This is a genomic window from Streptomyces sp. NPDC047117 (assembly GCF_040643545.1).
In the GTDB taxonomy this organism is placed as follows: domain Bacteria; phylum Actinomycetota; class Actinomycetes; order Streptomycetales; family Streptomycetaceae; genus Streptomyces.
In genome coordinates this window covers 430784-446950 of record NZ_JBEYUN010000003.1, presented here as the reverse complement: position 1 = coordinate 446950, position 16167 = coordinate 430784, and the positions used below count along the sequence as shown (strand labels likewise).

General features: G+C 69.2%; 17 protein-coding genes and 1 pseudogene. 8 read left to right on the top strand and 10 right to left on the bottom strand.

Going from position 1 to position 16167, the window contains the following annotated elements; all coding sequences use genetic code 11:
- Window positions 1-40 precede the first annotated feature (40 nt).
- The gene (locus ABZ840_RS08065) at window positions 41-979 is read right to left on the bottom strand and encodes an SDR family oxidoreductase (RefSeq protein WP_361555059.1); all 939 of its coding nucleotides are present in this window, start codon (window positions 977-979) and stop codon (window positions 41-43) included.
- 245 nt (window positions 980-1224) lie between these two features.
- Between ABZ840_RS08065 and ABZ840_RS08060 the strand changes: the two genes are divergently transcribed.
- Window positions 1225-2067, top strand: coding sequence for a helix-turn-helix transcriptional regulator (locus ABZ840_RS08060; RefSeq protein WP_361555056.1), 843 nt, complete (start codon window positions 1225-1227; stop codon window positions 2065-2067).
- A gap of 91 nt (window positions 2068-2158) precedes the next feature.
- Here ABZ840_RS08060 and ABZ840_RS08055 read toward each other — a convergent pair whose 3' ends face one another.
- Window positions 2159-2716 (bottom strand): DUF3291 domain-containing protein, encoded by a 558-nt coding sequence (locus ABZ840_RS08055; protein ID WP_361555053.1) that lies wholly within the window; start codon window positions 2714-2716, stop codon window positions 2159-2161.
- Between the two features lie 268 nt (window positions 2717-2984).
- Here ABZ840_RS08055 and ABZ840_RS08050 point away from each other — a divergent pair, with 268 nt between their 5' ends.
- Window positions 2985-3473 carry a helix-turn-helix domain-containing protein gene (locus tag ABZ840_RS08050; protein ID WP_361555049.1) on the top strand — a complete coding sequence of 163 codons (489 nt, stop codon included), beginning with the start codon at window positions 2985-2987 and terminating at the stop codon, window positions 3471-3473.
- 115 nt (window positions 3474-3588) lie between these two features.
- On the opposite strand, the gene ABZ840_RS08045 is transcribed toward ABZ840_RS08050, so the two are convergent.
- Entirely contained in the window at window positions 3589-4248 is a 660-nt protein-coding gene (locus tag ABZ840_RS08045; protein ID WP_361555046.1) for an NAD(P)H-dependent oxidoreductase, read from the bottom strand.
- A 456-nt stretch (window positions 4249-4704) separates the two neighbouring features.
- Here ABZ840_RS08045 and ABZ840_RS08040 point away from each other — a divergent pair, with 456 nt between their 5' ends.
- Window positions 4705-5751, top strand: coding sequence for an XRE family transcriptional regulator (locus ABZ840_RS08040; protein WP_361555043.1), 1047 nt, complete (start codon window positions 4705-4707; stop codon window positions 5749-5751).
- A gap of 74 nt (window positions 5752-5825) precedes the next feature.
- Here the strand turns inward: ABZ840_RS08040 and ABZ840_RS08035 are convergent, their stop codons facing one another.
- The 6 genes from ABZ840_RS08035 to ABZ840_RS08010 all read right to left on the bottom strand — a co-directional run bounded on the left by ABZ840_RS08035 (window position 5826) and on the right by ABZ840_RS08010 (window position 11238).
- Window positions 5826-6467, bottom strand: coding sequence for a S26 family signal peptidase (locus ABZ840_RS08035; RefSeq protein WP_361555040.1), 642 nt, complete (start codon window positions 6465-6467; stop codon window positions 5826-5828).
- Window positions 6468-6479: 12 nt separating this feature from the next.
- The gene (locus ABZ840_RS08030; RefSeq protein WP_361555037.1) at window positions 6480-8492 is read right to left on the bottom strand and encodes an ABC transporter ATP-binding protein; all 2013 of its coding nucleotides are present in this window, start codon (window positions 8490-8492) and stop codon (window positions 6480-6482) included.
- Complete coding sequence (locus ABZ840_RS08025) at window positions 8492-9040, bottom strand: hypothetical protein (RefSeq protein ID WP_361555034.1); 549 nt, start codon at window positions 9038-9040, stop codon at window positions 8492-8494. Before ABZ840_RS08025 ends, ABZ840_RS08030 begins: the two co-directional genes overlap by 1 nt.
- Window positions 9037-9756, bottom strand: a complete 720-nt coding sequence (locus ABZ840_RS08020) for a MauE/DoxX family redox-associated membrane protein (RefSeq protein WP_361555031.1) — start codon at window positions 9754-9756, stop codon at window positions 9037-9039. The genes ABZ840_RS08025 and ABZ840_RS08020 overlap by 4 nt, the downstream gene beginning before the upstream one ends.
- Window positions 9757-9821: 65 nt before the next feature.
- Window positions 9822-10022, bottom strand: a complete 201-nt coding sequence (locus ABZ840_RS08015; protein ID WP_361555028.1) for a hypothetical protein — start codon at window positions 10020-10022, stop codon at window positions 9822-9824.
- Between the two features lie 622 nt (window positions 10023-10644).
- On the bottom strand, window positions 10645-11238 hold the full coding sequence (locus ABZ840_RS08010; protein WP_361555025.1) for a helix-turn-helix domain-containing protein: 594 nt from the start codon (window positions 11236-11238) through the stop codon (window positions 10645-10647).
- A 103-nt stretch (window positions 11239-11341) separates the two neighbouring features.
- Here ABZ840_RS08010 and ABZ840_RS08005 point away from each other — a divergent pair, with 103 nt between their 5' ends.
- The 3 genes and pseudogenes from ABZ840_RS08005 to ABZ840_RS07995 all read left to right on the top strand — a co-directional run bounded on the left by ABZ840_RS08005 (window position 11342) and on the right by ABZ840_RS07995 (window position 13440).
- Complete coding sequence (locus tag ABZ840_RS08005; protein ID WP_361555022.1) at window positions 11342-12031, top strand: nitroreductase; 690 nt, start codon at window positions 11342-11344, stop codon at window positions 12029-12031.
- A gap of 566 nt (window positions 12032-12597) precedes the next feature.
- Window positions 12598-13023, top strand: a pseudogene (locus tag ABZ840_RS08000) (GNAT family protein); the annotation flags it as partial.
- A gap of 75 nt (window positions 13024-13098) precedes the next feature.
- Window positions 13099-13440 carry a PadR family transcriptional regulator gene (locus ABZ840_RS07995; RefSeq protein ID WP_361555414.1) on the top strand — a complete coding sequence of 114 codons (342 nt, stop codon included), beginning with the start codon at window positions 13099-13101 and terminating at the stop codon, window positions 13438-13440.
- Between the two features lie 7 nt (window positions 13441-13447).
- Here ABZ840_RS07995 and ABZ840_RS07990 read toward each other — a convergent pair whose 3' ends face one another.
- On the bottom strand, window positions 13448-14722 hold the full coding sequence (locus tag ABZ840_RS07990; RefSeq protein ID WP_361555019.1) for an APC family permease: 1275 nt from the start codon (window positions 14720-14722) through the stop codon (window positions 13448-13450).
- Between the two features lie 358 nt (window positions 14723-15080).
- On the opposite strand from ABZ840_RS07990, the gene ABZ840_RS07985 reads away from it, so the two are divergent.
- Window positions 15081-15344 carry a hypothetical protein gene (locus ABZ840_RS07985; RefSeq protein WP_361555016.1) on the top strand — a complete coding sequence of 88 codons (264 nt, stop codon included), beginning with the start codon at window positions 15081-15083 and terminating at the stop codon, window positions 15342-15344.
- On the top strand, window positions 15341-16078 hold the full coding sequence (locus ABZ840_RS07980) for a hypothetical protein (protein ID WP_361555013.1): 738 nt from the start codon (window positions 15341-15343) through the stop codon (window positions 16076-16078). Before ABZ840_RS07985 ends, ABZ840_RS07980 begins: the two co-directional genes overlap by 4 nt.
- Window positions 16079-16167 lie beyond the last annotated feature (89 nt).

The following is a 16167-nucleotide window of genomic DNA, read 5'->3' as shown; positions in this document are numbered from 1 at the left end:
ACTGAACTGGGGCCCACAGAGCCGCCCGCCGCCTCCGCCGTCACGCGCAGCGCACCCCGGCCAGCTCCTCGGACACTTCCCAGATCCGCTGGGCATCGTTCGTGCTGCGCAGGCGGCTGTAGAGCTTCTGCTGCGCGGGTGGGCCGCCGAGGTGGCCCGGGCCGCTGGGGCCGTAGAACGCTCCGCGTTCGGCGTGCGGCGACGTGGCCGCGTACAGCGCGGGCAGCGCTGCGGTGCGGACCGTGCCGAGGAGGATGCCGCTGGCGGACAGGGCGCGGATGACGCGTACGCCCCAGGTGTCCCTTGCGCGGCCCACCTCTGGGCGGGCGGCGAGCAGGTTCGAGGGGGCGACGCCCGGGTGGGAAAGGTTGCTGGTGATTCCCCAGTCGCCGACTGCGCTGCGACGATCGAGTTCCCTTCCGAAGAGGCCGAACGCAATCTTCGATTGGCTGTAGGCGCGCATGCCGTCGTAAGAGCGTTCCCAGTGCAGGTCGTCCCAGTTGATGGCGTTCCGGTTCGCCGCGACGCTGATCTGCGACGTCACGCGCGCCCGACCGGCCCGCAGCAGAGGCAGCAGGTGGGCGACGAGCGCGAAGTGACCGAGGTGGTTGGTGCCGAATTGCAGCTCGAATCCCTCCGCGGTCGTCTGCTGCTCGGGCGGTGTCATGACGCCGGCGTTGTTGACGAGCAGGTGGATCGGGCGGTCCTCCGCCAGCAGCGTCTTCCCCAGCGCGGCCACGGAGGCGAGCGAGGACAGATCCAGCGTACGCAGTGACACGTCCGCGCCGGGGACCTGCGCACGGATGGCGTCTAGAGCCGCCTCGCCCTTGCTCGGGTTGCGGACAGGCAGCACCACCTCTGCGGCGGCGGCCGCAAGACGGGTCGCGATGCCGAGTCCGATGCCATCGCTCCCGCCGGTGACGACCGCGCGCTTACCGGACAGGTGGGGAACGGTGATGTCGAAGTCGGTGCGTGGCATGGGTTCGCTCCTTCGGTGTCGTTGCTTCCACCGTGACCGAATCCGCCGAAGCGGTGCAGGGCCTGCCGATCCCTGATCGGGAGGCCGGGGATATGCCGACAGCTTGCCGTGTCCGCAGGTCAGCGCCGATCCGCTAGCACACTGCGGTCGTCTCGTGGCCGGAGAGGGGGATCGACAATCCGTGGCTACGCCGCCGCAGCGACGGTAGAAAGGGAAGTGGCACAAAGGAGAGGACGCAAGGACCCGTGGAGATCGACAGGACCGGACTGGCTGCCTTCCTCCGGCGTAGGCGGGAGCTGCTGCAGCCCGAGGACGTCGGACTCCTGCGGGGACAGCGCCGCAGGACCAGTGGCCTGCGCCGCGAGGAGGTCGCGGCGCTGTGCCACATGTCGACCGACTACTACGCGCGGCTGGAACGGGAGCGCGGCCCGCAACCCTCCGAACCGATGATCGCCTCGATGGCGCAGGGCCTGCATCTGTCCCTGGACGAACGTGACCACCTGTTCCGTCTGGCCGGACACAACCCACCCGTCCGCGGCGCGGTCAGCCAACACGTCGGACCCGGCCTGCTGCGCATCCTCGACCGCCTGGCCGACACCCCAGCCGAGATCGTCACCGAACTCGGGGAGACCTTGCGCCAGACTCCGCTCGGCGTCGCTCTGACCGGCGACACCACCCGGTTCACCGGACCGGAGCGAAGCATCGGCTACCGCTGGTTCACCCTCCCGCCCACCCGCGCACTGTACGCGCCGGAAGACCATGCTCTGCTCTCCCGCATGTTCACCTCCGGACTGCGCCAGGTCGCCACCCTGAGGGGCCCGGACTCCCGGGCGGCCCACTACGCCGACCTCCTCCTGGAACGCAGCGAGGAGTTCCGGAGCCTGTGGGACACGCACGAGGTGGGCGTCCGCCCCGCCCAGGTCAAACGCTTCCTCCACCCCGAGGTCGGGCCCCTGGAGCTGAACTGCCAGTCCCTCCTCGACCCCGACCAGTCACACCACCTGCTCGTCTATACCGCCACCCCCGGCACTGAGAGCCACGACAAGCTGGGCCTGCTCTCCGTCATCGGCACCCAGACGGTCGGCTGACTCTGATGCGGACGCGGTGGCAGACACGGGGGTGACTGTGGAACCTGTGTTGTGTCTTCGGGGGGCCGGCGAAGCCGCTCGGGCTTCTTTGTCAGCGAACCTGGTCGCTCGTCGGCCCGATGCCTTTGATCCTGGGTGGAGTTCCGTCCGGGGCAAACGAGTGCTGGAAGGTGAAGGCGTGCGGCGTGGAGCCGTGGTCGTGAAGGTGTTCCAGTCTGGAAACCCCTTCCTGCCAGGTGGGTATCACGCCGTCGGAGACCCACCAGAACACGTAATTCGGGTGTGCTGTCCTCTCGAACCAGTCGTAACGCCTGTTCAGCGCGTCACGGTGCAGGCCGGTGTAGATGGCGTCGAAGGCGGGGCGCAGGTCGGTCCAGAGTGAGAGGGTCGCGGCCAGGGCGATGGTTTCCACCGTACGGCCCTTGCCGTACCAGGTCGGTACGGCGAACTGTCCCCATGCGCCCCAGTCCAGGTCGAAGTGCGCGCCCCGGCTCCCGTCTGCCGCTTCAGCGTGAGCGAGGTACCCGGGGTGCTGGCTGATCTTCCGATAGACGGCCTCACCAATGTCGTAGAACTCGCACGTGAGAGGTGTGGGATCGGCGAGAGGTGACTTCAGGACGCTGAATGTGTACAGCGCAAGATGGGGCATGCGTCTCTCCTGAAGGAACTCCTGGGCGACCGTGGGCGATCGCCGAAGACCAGGTGAAGGTAGCCGCTTCTGTGAGCCATGTCGACGTTGCGTTTTTCCTGTTCAAGTGCCTTCGTGCATCGATCATTTCGAGGGCTGGGGCGGCTATGGGCGGGGCAGGCTGCGAGGTACCAGTGATCCACTTCGGCTGATCGGTTCGCCCGCCATGCCCGCCCGCACCCCCTGACCGCCGGCCCCAAGTGCCACCGAACGCGTACGGTGAAAGACCGTGGCCTATTGCCACAAGACCGAGCACCGGCTGCGGGTGCGTGCGCAGGTCGTGCTGCACGCCGCGCGTCGACGTTCCCACGCGTGCATCGCCCGGGAGACGGGGCTGCATGTGGACACCGTGCGCCGCTGGCGTGGCCGGTTCGCCCAGGCGGGCCTGCCCGGGCGCAAAGACCGCAGGCGCTGCGGCCGGCCAGCCTCGGGCACACCACTGCATGCCGCCGAGGCCAAGGCGCTGACCTGCCGACTTCCTGCAGAGACTGGTGTGCCGCTCCCACACTTGTCGTGCCCGGAAGTGGCCCGCGAGACCGCTCCGGCGGGGCATCCATATGCAGCTCAGCCACGGCTCCACGCCGCCCCGCGGCACCAAGGCACAGCCCCACCCCACACACACCGCCCGGCCCCGGAGAAGGCAGCATTCAACGTGACGAGACTTGCCCCGCACGGTCTTGACGCAGAGATCCAAGGTCCCCACATCAGCCGTACCTAAGGCCGAACGCCGACCACACAGCCGACTACAAACAAGCAGGAACTCCGCCCCGTCGAGGGCATTCGTATGCCACTGGCTCCACGGCTGCCACGAAGCCAATGGCAGCCGGCCCGGGTCAGTCCTCGGCGCGCTGGGTCACTGGTGCGTCGGTGCGGTCGCCGGGGAATTCGTACCAGCGACGCTGCAGGCAGACGAACTGCACGTCGGCGCAGACCAGCCGCATGAACCCGGCGACGGTTTCGGCCAGCCGCTTCTCTGCTCCGGGGTGGGAGAGCCGACCGTCCTCGGTGAAGCCCTCGTGCGCACGCGGCAGGCTGAACATGTCGGGGTAGACCCGCGTCCCCAGGTGCTCCAGCGGGACCCGCAGCGCCCACAGACCGCGGTTGCCGCCGATCATCGACGGTGAGGACGAGAGCAACAGCGCGTGCTTGGTCTTGAAGGGCTGTGGTCGGACACGTGACACCCAGTCGATGGCGTTCTTCAGCAGTCCCGGAACGGAGGCGTTGTACTCGGGAGACGAGATCACGAACGCATCGCAACGATTGATCCGCTCGGCCAGGGCCAGGGCGCCGGCCGGCAGCCCTTCCGTGTCCTCCACGTCGCCGTCGTACAACGGCATGTCGAATTCCCGCATGCCGGCCAGATCGACCTCGGCGCCACTCTCGGCGACCAGGTGCGATGCCAGGGCGGCCAGTCGCGCGTTGGTGGAGTGAGCGCGCAGGGCCGCGCCGAACACCAGGACGCGAACAGCAGCCGGTTCCATCTCTGCAGCCATTGCGGCCCCTCCCTTCCGTCGGGCGGCCGTACCAGCGGCCAGTCTTCCGCAGCCCGGCCCGCCGCACCAGACGGCAGAAAGGCCGCCGACGCACACGTGACGCTGTTCGGGTGACGTCGTGAGTCGTGACGTCGTGAGTCGTGACGTCGTGAGTCGTGACGTCGTGGCGTTGTGACGACATCACCATGCGATGCCCCAGAGGCCCCACGCTGCACCGGCTGCGACACATCGCGGACTGTTTCGCGGACGCTCACCGAAGCCACCGCCCGATCGCGGCGAAAATGAGCGTGTCCTGGAATACGTACGCACGCTCCCCTTCCCTCCGCGTCATGACAGCGGAAGACCTCCTGCAGGCGCTGCAAAAGGCCACAAACCGATAGACCACATCTGTCCCTGCTTCCTCGGGAGTGGCAAGCTTCTCGCCCAGACAGCTCTTACGGCAGGGCAGGGGGAACGATGAGGGACGAACGATTAGAACCGGAAGGCATCACCGAGGTGGCCGCATTCATGGCGGGGCTGCGTCGGCTGCGCGCACTGTCCGGACTGACCTTCCGGGAACTGGCCCGCCGGGCCGAATCAGAAGGGCGCACCCTGCCCGCCAGCACGCTCGCCGCCGCTCTTGGCCGGGAGAAGCTGCCCAGGGCGGAAGTCGTGGAAGGGCTCGTCCGTGCCTGCGGCTGTCCGCCGGACACCGTCGCCGCCTGGCTGGCGACACGCAGCAGGCTTGCCTGCCCCGGCCCTGAAACCCCCGCGAGCACCGCCTCGGCCACAGCCCCTGACCAGGGCACCCCGGCCGATGCGACGACCGCGGTACGACGCAGCCTCCTGGGCCTGCGCCGGCGGACGGGAACGTACATCGCTGCGGCGGGTGTCGCCACCGCTGTCACCCTCGGACTGGTCCTGTACGCACAGACCGGCTCCGCGGCCGATGGGGCCGATGACACCAGGCCGGGGCGGACCGCCGCTTTGAGTGAGACCACCGCGCCGCTGACCCGTTCCGCGTCCGTACCGGAGGGCAAGTACCTTATCCGCGCCGCGCATTCAGGACTCTGCCTCGCCGAACGCGTCGGCGAGGGGTCGGGACAGGTCCATCAGGACGAATGCGCCAATGCGATACCGGATTACGCCCTGGAAAGATTCCCCGACGGCACGTATCAGATCCTCTCCCAGCACCCCGAGTTCGGGCCGGGATGCATGGGCGTGACGGACCGGCGTACCTCCGACCTCGCCCCGGTCGCCGACGACTTCTGCGGACGGCGGGGCCCTGCCGAGCGCTTCGTACTGGAACGTGTGGACGACACGGCCGTCACCGGCACGGCAAAGGCCGGCCTCGGCACCTCACCCGACAACGACTTGTACCGGCTGCGCCCACGCCATTCGCAGAAGTGCCTGGGGTTCACGCCATCGGCGACGTCCGGCGGGCGCGAAGGGCAGCCGCTGCTCCAGTTGTCGTGCGACCCGAAAGCCGAGGGGCAGTTGTTCGCCTTCGACCCGGTGACGTGACGTGACGAGGGTGACAGCGGTTCCGGCCCAGGGAGGTGCCATTCCTGGCAGTGGGGCCGCTCCTGGCGTTCGTGCTAGCCCGGCAGGCGGCGATGTCCGTGATGTCCGCGACGGCGGTCCTGGCGGGAGCGCCGGGCGGCCCGGCCGAGCGGCCGTACGACGACACCGAGCACCTCCTCGGTCGAGTAGTAGCCGAAGCGGCGTGAGTCGAAGCTCTGTGCCTGGTTGTCCCCGAGCAGCACGAGCCTGCCCGGCGGAACGGTGGTCTCGGGAACTTCCGCCAAAGACGGGACGCGGTCGCGCGGTACCGCGTCACCAGGCACCGCGGCGACCCGCTTGATGATCCACTCGAAGTAATCGGGGTCGTCGGGGCCCATCACAGCGCGCCCGAGCACCGCGAGCTCCCCCACCGCCCGGACGGGGCCACGTCGGACGAGAACACGGTCCCCGCCCAGAAGCGTGGGCTGCATGCTCGCGCCCCGGACCGTCACGACCACCCATCGGCCGCGCAGCAGCGCACGGCCGATGGCCAGAGCCACCCAGGGGACGGGCGCCAGGAGGAGCAGCCACACCACAGGTGCGGGCCGGCGCAGCACCGCCAGCAGTGCGGCTGCGGTCAGCAGGGCCAGTCCGATGAGCAGAGGACCGCGTACCGGGCGGGCGAAGCCTTCGCTTCGGCGGTGCGCAGGAGGCGCGGGAGGTGCAGGAAGGGTCATGGTCGTGTGTCCTCAGTCGCGCGTGGCAGCCCGGTAGCCGGATGCCTGGAGTGTGAACAGCCGTGCGTACGTCCCGTCGAGTTCGAGCAGTTCCTCGTGGCTGCCTGCCTCCGCGACGCGGCCGTCCTCCAGAACGACGATCCGGTCGGCACCCCGTAGTGCGCCGAGGCGGTGCGAGATGAGCAGGCTGGATCGGCCAGTGCGCGTACGCTGCAGGGAAGTGTGGATCTCGGCCTCGGCCTCGGCGTCGAGACCGGAGGACGGCTCGTCAAGTATCAGAAGTTCGCTGGCATTGCGCAGCAACGCCCTTGCCAGCGCGAGCCGTTGGAACTGTCCACCGGACAGCACCACGCCCGTCTCCGGGTCGTCCTTGTCGCCTTCCATCATGAATGTGCGGGAGAGCAGGGTGTCATAGCCGTACGGAAGGCGGCTGAGGGCATCGTGGATGCCTGCCTCGCGTGCGGCGCTGGTCAGACGCTCGCGGTCGTCCAGCGCACTGAGGTCCCCCAGGGCAATACTCTCGGCAGCGGTGAGGTCGTAGTTCATGTAGTCCTGGAACACGACCCCGATCCGTCGGCGCAGTTCCACCGGGTCCACGTCGCGCAGGTCCACGCCGTTCCACCGGATCGCACCTCTCACCGGGTCGTAGAGCCGGCAGAGCAGTTTCACCAGGGTGGTCTTGCCCGCGCCGTTCAGGCCGACCAGCGCAACGGCCTGTCCGTACGGGATGCGGAGGCTGACGCCCCGCAGGATCCACGGATGGTCCGCCGAGTAACGGAACCACACGTCGTCGAACTCGATCTCCCCGCTCAAGGCGGGCAGATCGCGGGGCTTCTCGGCGACCGGCAGGTCCTCCGCCGCGGTGGTGACGGCGACGAAGTGGCCGAACATCAGCAGCGACTGGTGGGTTCCGGCGAGCGCCCCCGCCAGGCCCACCAGCGCGCCCTGCACGGCGACGACGGCGGTGAGAAACATCGCCACGTCCCCCAGGGACAGTGCGCCCCGGCTCGTTGCTGTCACCGCCCAGATCAGGCCGCCGCCCGAGACGAGGGCCCCCAGCACTCCCAGCCCCGCCTGCCAGGTGACTTCCCTGCGGTCCACCGTCCGCCGTTCGGCGTTGGCGGCGCGGCGCTCCGCCAGCATCCGGCTCCTCAAGTGGGAGGCGGTTCCGAACAGCCGGATCTCCTTGGCGGCCGCCGCACTCGACAGCAGGTGGCTGTAGAACATCTCGCGGCGTTCGATGGGACCGACCGTGGCCGAGGCCCGTGCGCGCTGCCGGGACAGCGCCACCTCCGCGATCAGCGTGGGGATGCCGGCGAAGAGCACCAGGACCGTCATGCCCGGATTCAAGGTCCACAACGACATCAGGAACCCGGCGAGCACGAGCGCCGACTGGCCCAGGCGCAGCAGGCCGTCCACCGCCTGGAGGGGCATCGTCCCGCCTGCCTGTTCGGCCAGGCGCAGCCGGTCGAGGAATGCGGGGTCCTCGAAGCGGGCGAGACCCACGAACCGCTCAACCGCACGGAACAGCTGGTCCTGTGCCCGCAGGCCGACCGAGCGGTCGAGTTCCGTACGCAGGTACTCGGCTCCCTGGGGCCCGACAGCGAGGAGGACTCCCGCGAGGGCGAACCCCACCGCCGACCACATCGGATCGAAGGCAGGGGTACGGCCCGAGCCCGACAGGCCGTCGAGGATCAGCTTCGTCAGCCAGGCAGCCGCGACCGGCAGGACACCACCCACCAGAGTCATGATCACGTAGAGGGAGAAGGTCCCGGGCGCCGCGGCGCAGGCCAGGCGGCAGGCCGTCCGTAGGACTGCCGGCCCCCCGCCCTCCCCCGAGTCCTTCGGGCCGCCGTCCCCTCCTGGGATGTTCGGGCCGCCGTCCTCTCCCGGGGCCTTCGGGGCGCTGTCCCCCTGCGGACGGAGCGTCTCCCCCTTCACGGCGGTGAGGCCCATTGCCGCGCCCCCGGAAGCGCCCGGCGGCCCGTCGGCTGCTGCTGCGGCGGCGATCGCAGGCTCGGCCATCAGATAAGAGCACCCACCGGCTGGTCCAGGTCGATACTGTTGGCGCTGACCCGTACCTGACCGAGCTCGTCCCGTGCGACGCGCAGCATCGTCGGGAAGGCCGACACCTTGAACGCTCCGGCGACAGGGCCCATGCCGTTGGTCACCACGACTCGCGCGACCGGAGCCAGCGCCGAGGCGAACTCCTGCTCCTTGCCGCCGTCCTCGTCCACCACCACGAGTGTCTGGTTTCGGCCGCCGGGCAGCTTCTTGGCGTACTCGACGAATCGCGGCATCTTCTCCCGGCAGGGCGAACAGTCGTGCATGAAGAAGGCCACGACACAGTCGTCGCCGAGGTCGTCGCGGCCCACTTCCTCACCGTCAAGCGTGACGGCGGCGAACTCACCGACCTCCAGCCCGACGGGTACGTCCGACTCGCTCGGGCCGCCCCGCTGGGCCAGCATGTCGCTGTGCGCGCGCAGCCGCTTGACCACACCGATCGTCAGCAGGATGTTCAGGCAGCACAACAGCCCCAGGACTACAACGAGAGCTATGAACAGCGCATTCATCGTTTCACTCCATTTCGGATGTGCGGACATTTCGGAGGCGTGGACGCATCGGATGCATCGGCCCCTTCGAGCGCATCGGATGCTTCAGGGATGACGAGCGGGGCGGAGGGAGCCGAGCGCCCCGAGCGGGAACGTTCACGGGCCGGAACGGGGACGACGGTCCGGTCCCGGGCAACCGGGGCAGGTACGGCGCCACCCGGCCGGAACAGCGAGGCGATCTCATCGAGCACGGTGACCAGGCCACCCAACGCGACTCCGGCACAGACAGCGACCAGCACCCCGGCCCACTCCAGCGGCCCGCGGGCCGCGGTCGATGCGAAGGCACCGGTGGCTGCTGCCGCGGCGAGCAGCACATTGCGCAGTACGTGGTGCGGCGCGAGCGCCGTCGCAGACGACCCGAAACAGCGGCACGGCCTGTTGTTGCCGCGTCGCAGCAGGACCGCGATCGCACCGGAGAAGACGAGCAGAAGCAGGCCCGCCACAGCGAAGCCCGCAACCACGAGGAAGCGCGAGGGGGCGGCGAGGCAGAGGACCAGGGCGAGTTCACCCGACACGACGCAGACGGCGGCCGGCGCTGTCAGGCGGTCCGGCAGCAGCCTCATGGCCCGCAAGGACGCCCGGAATTCCCGGTGCGACGATGGGCCCAGCTTGCTCAGGGACGAGATCAGGAACACGACGCCGACGAGGCAGCGCAGGCCGATGGCCAGGTAGTGCATGACAGACATCCACCTCTGCTGGGAAGAGCGGCGCCACGTGGGCGCCGCCCCCGTTTCAGACCCGGTCAGCAGGAGCGCGCGCCGCACCAGGTGCTCTTGACGACACAGCCCTGTCCGTCACAGCAGTACGCCTTGCACTGCTGGTTGCTGGGGCACTGCCAGCACGCCTTGAACCACTTGCAGCCACATTGCGCCGCGGACGCCTCGATGCTGGGCACGAACCGCTCCAGCAGACCTGCGCCGATGGCTTCCAGCTTCTTCAGCAAGGGAATGTTCCTCTCTTCCGGGTCACTCAGCCCTTCGTGGGCCGAGCCGGAACGAGATTCACCAACCCCGAGACACCTGGGCAATCCCTCCGGCGCACCGGGACAGTACGGAACGGTTCCGTCCCCGTTCCATAGCGAACATGCAGGTCAGAGCAGCATTCGGGGCTGTCCCGGACAGTCCGGTACACCGCCGCACGACCATGCGCTCGCCCGCCTGACCGGCCAGGCGGGCGATGAGGGCCTTGATGACGTGTTGAACGCTCACGGTGGATCCGATGGCCCGTTTCGCTCTCACCGCCCACAGCAGCAGGAGCTGTTTGGTGGCCAGACCACCCGGGAGGACTCCAGCGTCCCAGCGCCACCACCCGACCGTACGGACGCTCGAACAGAGTCGTCTGAGGCAGCCGACGCCGCATCCGGATAGCCTGCCCCTTCGGCCCGGTCCGCGTTGTTGCGGTCGCCCGCGGGCCTTGAGTCGGCCAGGCTTCGGCGGCCTCTTTTGGATCATTCGCTGGGTAAGCGAGCTGACAGACTTCTCCCCCGGCCCTGGAACCGCCGGGGGCGATGTGCGAGTGCAGGCTGTGCCGGCACCGGGTGCTTCCCACCGCGAGCGTCGTCCTCGTCAGCTCGTGCCTGGCAGAGCGTTCTCCAGGAGGACCTCTGCTGCCGCCCGGGCGTGGCGCCCGTAGTCCGCATCACTCAGCACCATGGCGCGGCTGGCGGCCCCGTCCGCGAGAGTGACGAGTTGTTCGGCGAGTGCGGCGGGCTCGCGGCAGCCCAGTTCCGTTACCAGCGCGGTTACCAGCTGCACCATCAGCAGCTTCTGTTCGCGGGCGTAGGAGTGGACCGCGCTCTGTGGGTCGGGGAACTCTGCGGCGGCGTCGATGAACGGGCATCCGCGTACGGGAATCGCGCTTGCCGCAAGCGGGGCGAACAGTGCGAGGATCCGCTCTCTCGCCGGGATGTCCTCACGAGTCAGCGCGCTCTCCAGGGTGTGCCCCGTCGAGGCGAGATCTTGAAGATGGGCGATGACCAGGTCGCTCTTGGTTCGAAAGTGCGCATAGAGGGTGCGCTTGGACACCGGCGCCTGCTCTGCGACCTGTTCCATGCCGGTCGCGTTGATCCCTTGGGTCGCGAACAGTTGGGCGGCGGCGGCCAGGATGCGTTCGCGCCCACCGCGCCCCTGCCGTCGAGTCGTCGCCATCACCGTACCCATGAGGGAAGTATACGTTCCCGTTTACTTCAACGGGAGTGAGGGGTTACCGTAGAGCCGCAAGTAAACGCATACGTTTACTTAAGCGTCCCTTGAGGAGAGTTCCATGAGCGGCCTGGCTTCCACCGAACTGAGCGACTACGCGGAGAAACTGATACGCGGTCGCCACGCGACACGCGCGTTCCGCCCCGAAGCCGTGCCCGGGGAGACGATGCGTGCAATCTTCTCTCTTGCCGGCACCGCTCCGTCCAACTCCAACGCGCAACCGTGGCGGGTCGAAGTCGTCAGCGGCGCGAGGCGCGAACACCTGGCGGACGCCTTGCAGGCGGCCCATGCCCAACAGCGCGCCTCGGCCGACTTCCCGTACTCCGAGGGCATGTACGCCCCCGTCCACCAGAAGCGGCGGGCGGCGTTCGGCACCGACCTGTACGGAGTGCTGGGAATCGAGCCTGACGACTCCGCGGCACGCGCGGCCTACAACGCGGAGAGTCTGCGCTTCTACGGGGCACCCCACGCCGCGTTCCTGTTCGTCACCGGTGACGGCGGGGCACGACTGGCCGCCGACGTCGGCGCCTACATGCAGACGCTGCTTCTGGCCATGGCCGCATACGGCGTGGCCAGTTGCCCGCAGGGGCTACTCAGCTTCTACGCCGACACCATCCGGAACGAACTCGGCGTCACCGAAGGCAAGCTGCTCGTGGGAATCTCCTTCGGCTACGCCGACGAGAGTGCGCCGGTGAACCGTGTCAGGACCGAGCGGGCCGCCCTCGATGCCACCACTGCCTTCCACGTCTAGCCACCTTCGTTTGAGTCATCCGGCCGGGCGAGTGTCCTGCCGGGCGAGGCCCGGCAGGATGCTCCCCCACGGCCTCAGCCGCAGGACGGGTCCGCTGCGTCCGGCGGGCTGTACCGCGTCATCTCTGGAGCGAGTACGAACTCCCGACGGGACCAGCCGTGGATGGGTCGGCTGCAAGCGCAGCCGGGTTCGCGCGGATGCCCACGGAAGGCAAACGGGTGCAACAGCGGTTGACCTGCAGCAATGGCGCGGCTGGGCAAGCAGTCGGCCAAGGGGCGTTGCGGATATTTCACGGTAGGTGATCCGAGAGGAGCAGTGCCGTGGACGACCGCCAGGATGCCTTTTCATGTCTGACCACCGAGTGGGCGTGGGTGTGCGCCAAGCCAACGTCGACGTGGCCCTCGGATGGCTGCACGACGCCGGCGTCCTCACTGCCAGGGGACTGCCTGATCTGGCGTTGGAGGATCTTCTGCCGCTGATGCAGAAGCGGGACCGTGCGCAGGGGCGGGTGCACAGTGATTGCTGGCTGGGTGCTTTGCTACGCCATGCAACGACGCAGGGCCCCGCCGCGCAGCGAATACGCACTGGCGATCATCGAACGCGACGGCGGCGAGCTGATCGGGTACAGCCGACTCGCCCTGGACCCTCATCAGCAGCGCGCCGCCACCTTCGGCTTCGCGCTGCGCCCCCATGCATGGGGCGTACGGTACGGCGTAGAGGCCGTTCGGCTCCTCCTCGGTCTCGGCTTCGAGGAGCTGGGCCTGCACCGCATCTGGGGTGCCCGCTCGCCTCTCAACGAGGCTTCCGCCAACACGATGGCGCGAGCGGGCATGGTCGAGGAGGGCCGAATCCGCGGGCGCATCCAGAAGGCCGGCCAATGGCGGGACTCAGTGGTGCACGCGATGCTAAGTGACGAATGGTCCCGCGCCACCGAACATGGCGAACACAGCGGGGACGTTTCTTCCGATCAGTGCCCTGGTGACGCCCGATAGCCCACGCCTTTTGGCACACCCGATGGGCGACTGCCGGCAGCTGCTCGGTCGGCTCCGGCACAGGAACGGGTGCCGATATCGGATTCGTCACCGCCGCCGGAGGTGGGCCAGGAGCGGGAGTTCCAGCGGGGCGCGGTACGGCTGCACATCCTGCATCACGCGGCCAAGGAGGAGATCCACGGCGCGTGGGTGACCGAGGAACTGGCCCGTCACGGCTACCGGATCAGCCCCGGCACCTTGTATCCGGCGCTGCACCGGCTGGAGGCCGACGGCCTGCTGGTGTCCGAGCAGCAAGTGGTCGGCGGCCGTACTCGCCGGGTCTACAAGGCCACTGACACCGGGAAGAAGGCGCTGGCTGCGGATCGCGGGGCCCTTGAGGAACTGGCCCGCGAAGTCCTCGGAAACGAGGCGCTGTAGGGGCCGGTCATCGGCCTGTGGTCCTGTTGGCCGCCGTGTGGCGTACTCCGTAGGCGGCGGCTCCGATGACCAGCACGATGGCGCCCCAGATCACCGAGGTCGCCGGGAGGGCGAAGGCCAGCACCAGGCAGCCGGCCAGCCCGAGGACGGGGATGATCCGCGCAGGGCGGCCCTCGTCCGGGCCCAGTGTCCAGGCGGAGGCATTGGCGATGGCGTAGTACGCAAGGACGCCGAAGGAAGAGAAGCCGATCGCGCCGCGCACGTCGGCCGTCGCAGCGAGCACCGCCACCACGACGCCGACCGCGAGTTCGGCACGGTGCGGCACCTTGAACCTGGGGTGTACGGCGGCCAGGCCGTGGGGCAGATGCCGGTCGCGGGCCATCGCGAGGGTGGTGCGGGAGACACCCAGGATCAGCGCGAGCAGCGATCCGAGCGCGGCCACGGCAGCCCCGACGCGCACGACTGGCACCAGCCAGTCGGCGCCCGCGGCCCGGGCCGCCTCCGACAGCGGTGCGACGGCACCGGACAGGCCTCCGGGCCCGAGCACCGTCAGGACGGCGACGGCCACGGCGGCGTAGACGACCAGGGTGATGCCGAGTGCGAGCGGGATGGCCCGGGGGATGGTGCGGGCGGGGTCACGGACCTCCTCGCCGAGGGTGGCGATGCGGGCGTACCCGGCGAAGGCGAAGAACAGCAGGCCCGCCGCTTGGAGTACCCCGCCGAATGTGGTGTCGTCCCCGACCTCGAGCCGGTCCCCGCTGGACACGGAGGAGGTGAGCGCGGCGACCACCACAGCGGCGAGCACCGCCAGGACCACAGCCACGATCGCCCGGGTCAGCCAGGCGGACTTCTGCACCCCGGTGTAGTTCACCGCGGTCAGCGCCACCACCGCGGCGACCGCGACCGCGTGCGCCTGGCCGGGCCACACGTACGAGCCGACCGTGAGCGCCATCGCCGCGCAGGAGGCGGTCTTGCCGATCACGAAGGCCCACCCCGCCAGGTAGCCCCAGAAGTCTCCCAGCCGCTCGCGGCCGTAGACATACGTGCCACCCGAAGCCGGGTAGCGGGCAGCCAGCCGGGCAGAGGAAGTGGCATTGCAGTAGGCGACCACGGCGGCGAGCGCCAGGCCGAGCAGCAGTCCGGAGCCGGCCGCGCGGGCGGCCGGGGCGAGCGCCGCGAAAATCCCGGCGCCGATCATCGACCCCAGGCCGATCACCACGGCGTCGGCCACTCCCAGTCTCCGGTGCAGTTCATCCGGCGTTGCGGTCGATGGCTTGCTCATGGCTCACTCCTCGGCAGCCCAGCTCGATCTTTACGGAATCCGACGTCGGGAGACGATACGTGACCCGGCAATGCGCCACCGAAGTCGAGAAGAACGTGGCAAGCCTCCTCCGGTCGCCTCACCAGGCACGGGCCGGCATCGGCCACGGAGCGGCGGTGACTGGTGGGAGTCGTGAGCGGTCCGGCTGACCGGTCACATGTCTGTGCGCGCGTGCCGCCCGTCTGCGCAGCTGCTTCGCGGGGCTCGGCAGATACGTCGGAATTTCTTTGGCTCGCTGTCACATCTGGGCACTTGCGAGTCCTTCTTCAGAGCGCGCGGCGCAGTGGGTGGCAGCGTGCCTGGAGAAGGGGTGGTCACGATGCGTGATCGGAAGGCGGGGCTCGGAGAGCTGGGCGGGGGTGAGCAGGTGCTGGTGGACGCGCGGCGGCGAACGATGCGGTTGGCGGTCGCGCTGGTGATGGAGCCGTTCACCGCCGGCACGCTCGCTGCGTTGCGGACGTATGTGTCGCAGTACGCCGAGGTGGCGCATGCCGCGTTCGGGGCGCTCCAGCGGCAGCCCGAGCCGGCGCTGTTCCAGCGCATCGACGAGCTGAGCGGTGGCACCTCCGGGAGTCGTTCGTGACGTGGCCCCGCACGGCAGCGGAGGAGACGGCCGCCCGAGGGGTGGATGTCGTGGAGCCGGTGGAGACGGGGTGGGCGGCGAAGTCGACGGGTGCCATGGCGAACCGGACAGCGCTGATCCGGTGGGGCGCGTGGACGCTTGTGCTGGGCGGGCCACTGCTAAGCGGCTGGGCCGTCGCTTTGGCCGGCGCGACCACCATGACGCCGGTACGTGTACAGCCGCAGCGAGTGACCCGTGAGGACACGGTGGGGCCGGCCCGCTTCGCCGAGCAGGCCGTCGCCGCCTACGTACGGGCCGGCCAGGGAGCATCGAGCAAGGAGCTGGCCGCTCTCTACCCGTCGGCCGCAGATCTGACGTGGTCCCAGGAGGGCGGGGCGCAGCGGGTGGAGTCGATCTCGCCGGTGCGGGTGCGGAAGGTGTCCGGCGGCTACTGGTCGCTACCTCTCCCCCGGCACCGCGCTGCGCTCCATCTCACCCGCGCCGTACTCCTCTGTGGGCATCACCTCGATCGCCGAGCACAGCGACAACCCGGCCGAGCCAGGCCGACAACCGGGCGGGGCGAGCGGCGGAACCTGGTGGAGGTCGAAGCCGGTGACCGTCAGGGCACCGTGCGGCCGATGACGTACGCAATCCAGCTGCGCGGCCGCGATGGCCGGTGGGAGGTCGCAGCCTTGGAAGCCGCCCCTGCCCTGAAGACGCCGAGCAGTGGAGAGAAGAACGGAGCAAGCCGGTGATGCAGATGGCGGGGACGTTCGCTGACGTCACGGCCTTGGGGCAGCAGGCCATCACTTTCTTGAAGGTGCTCGTGCTGGGCGGCATGTAT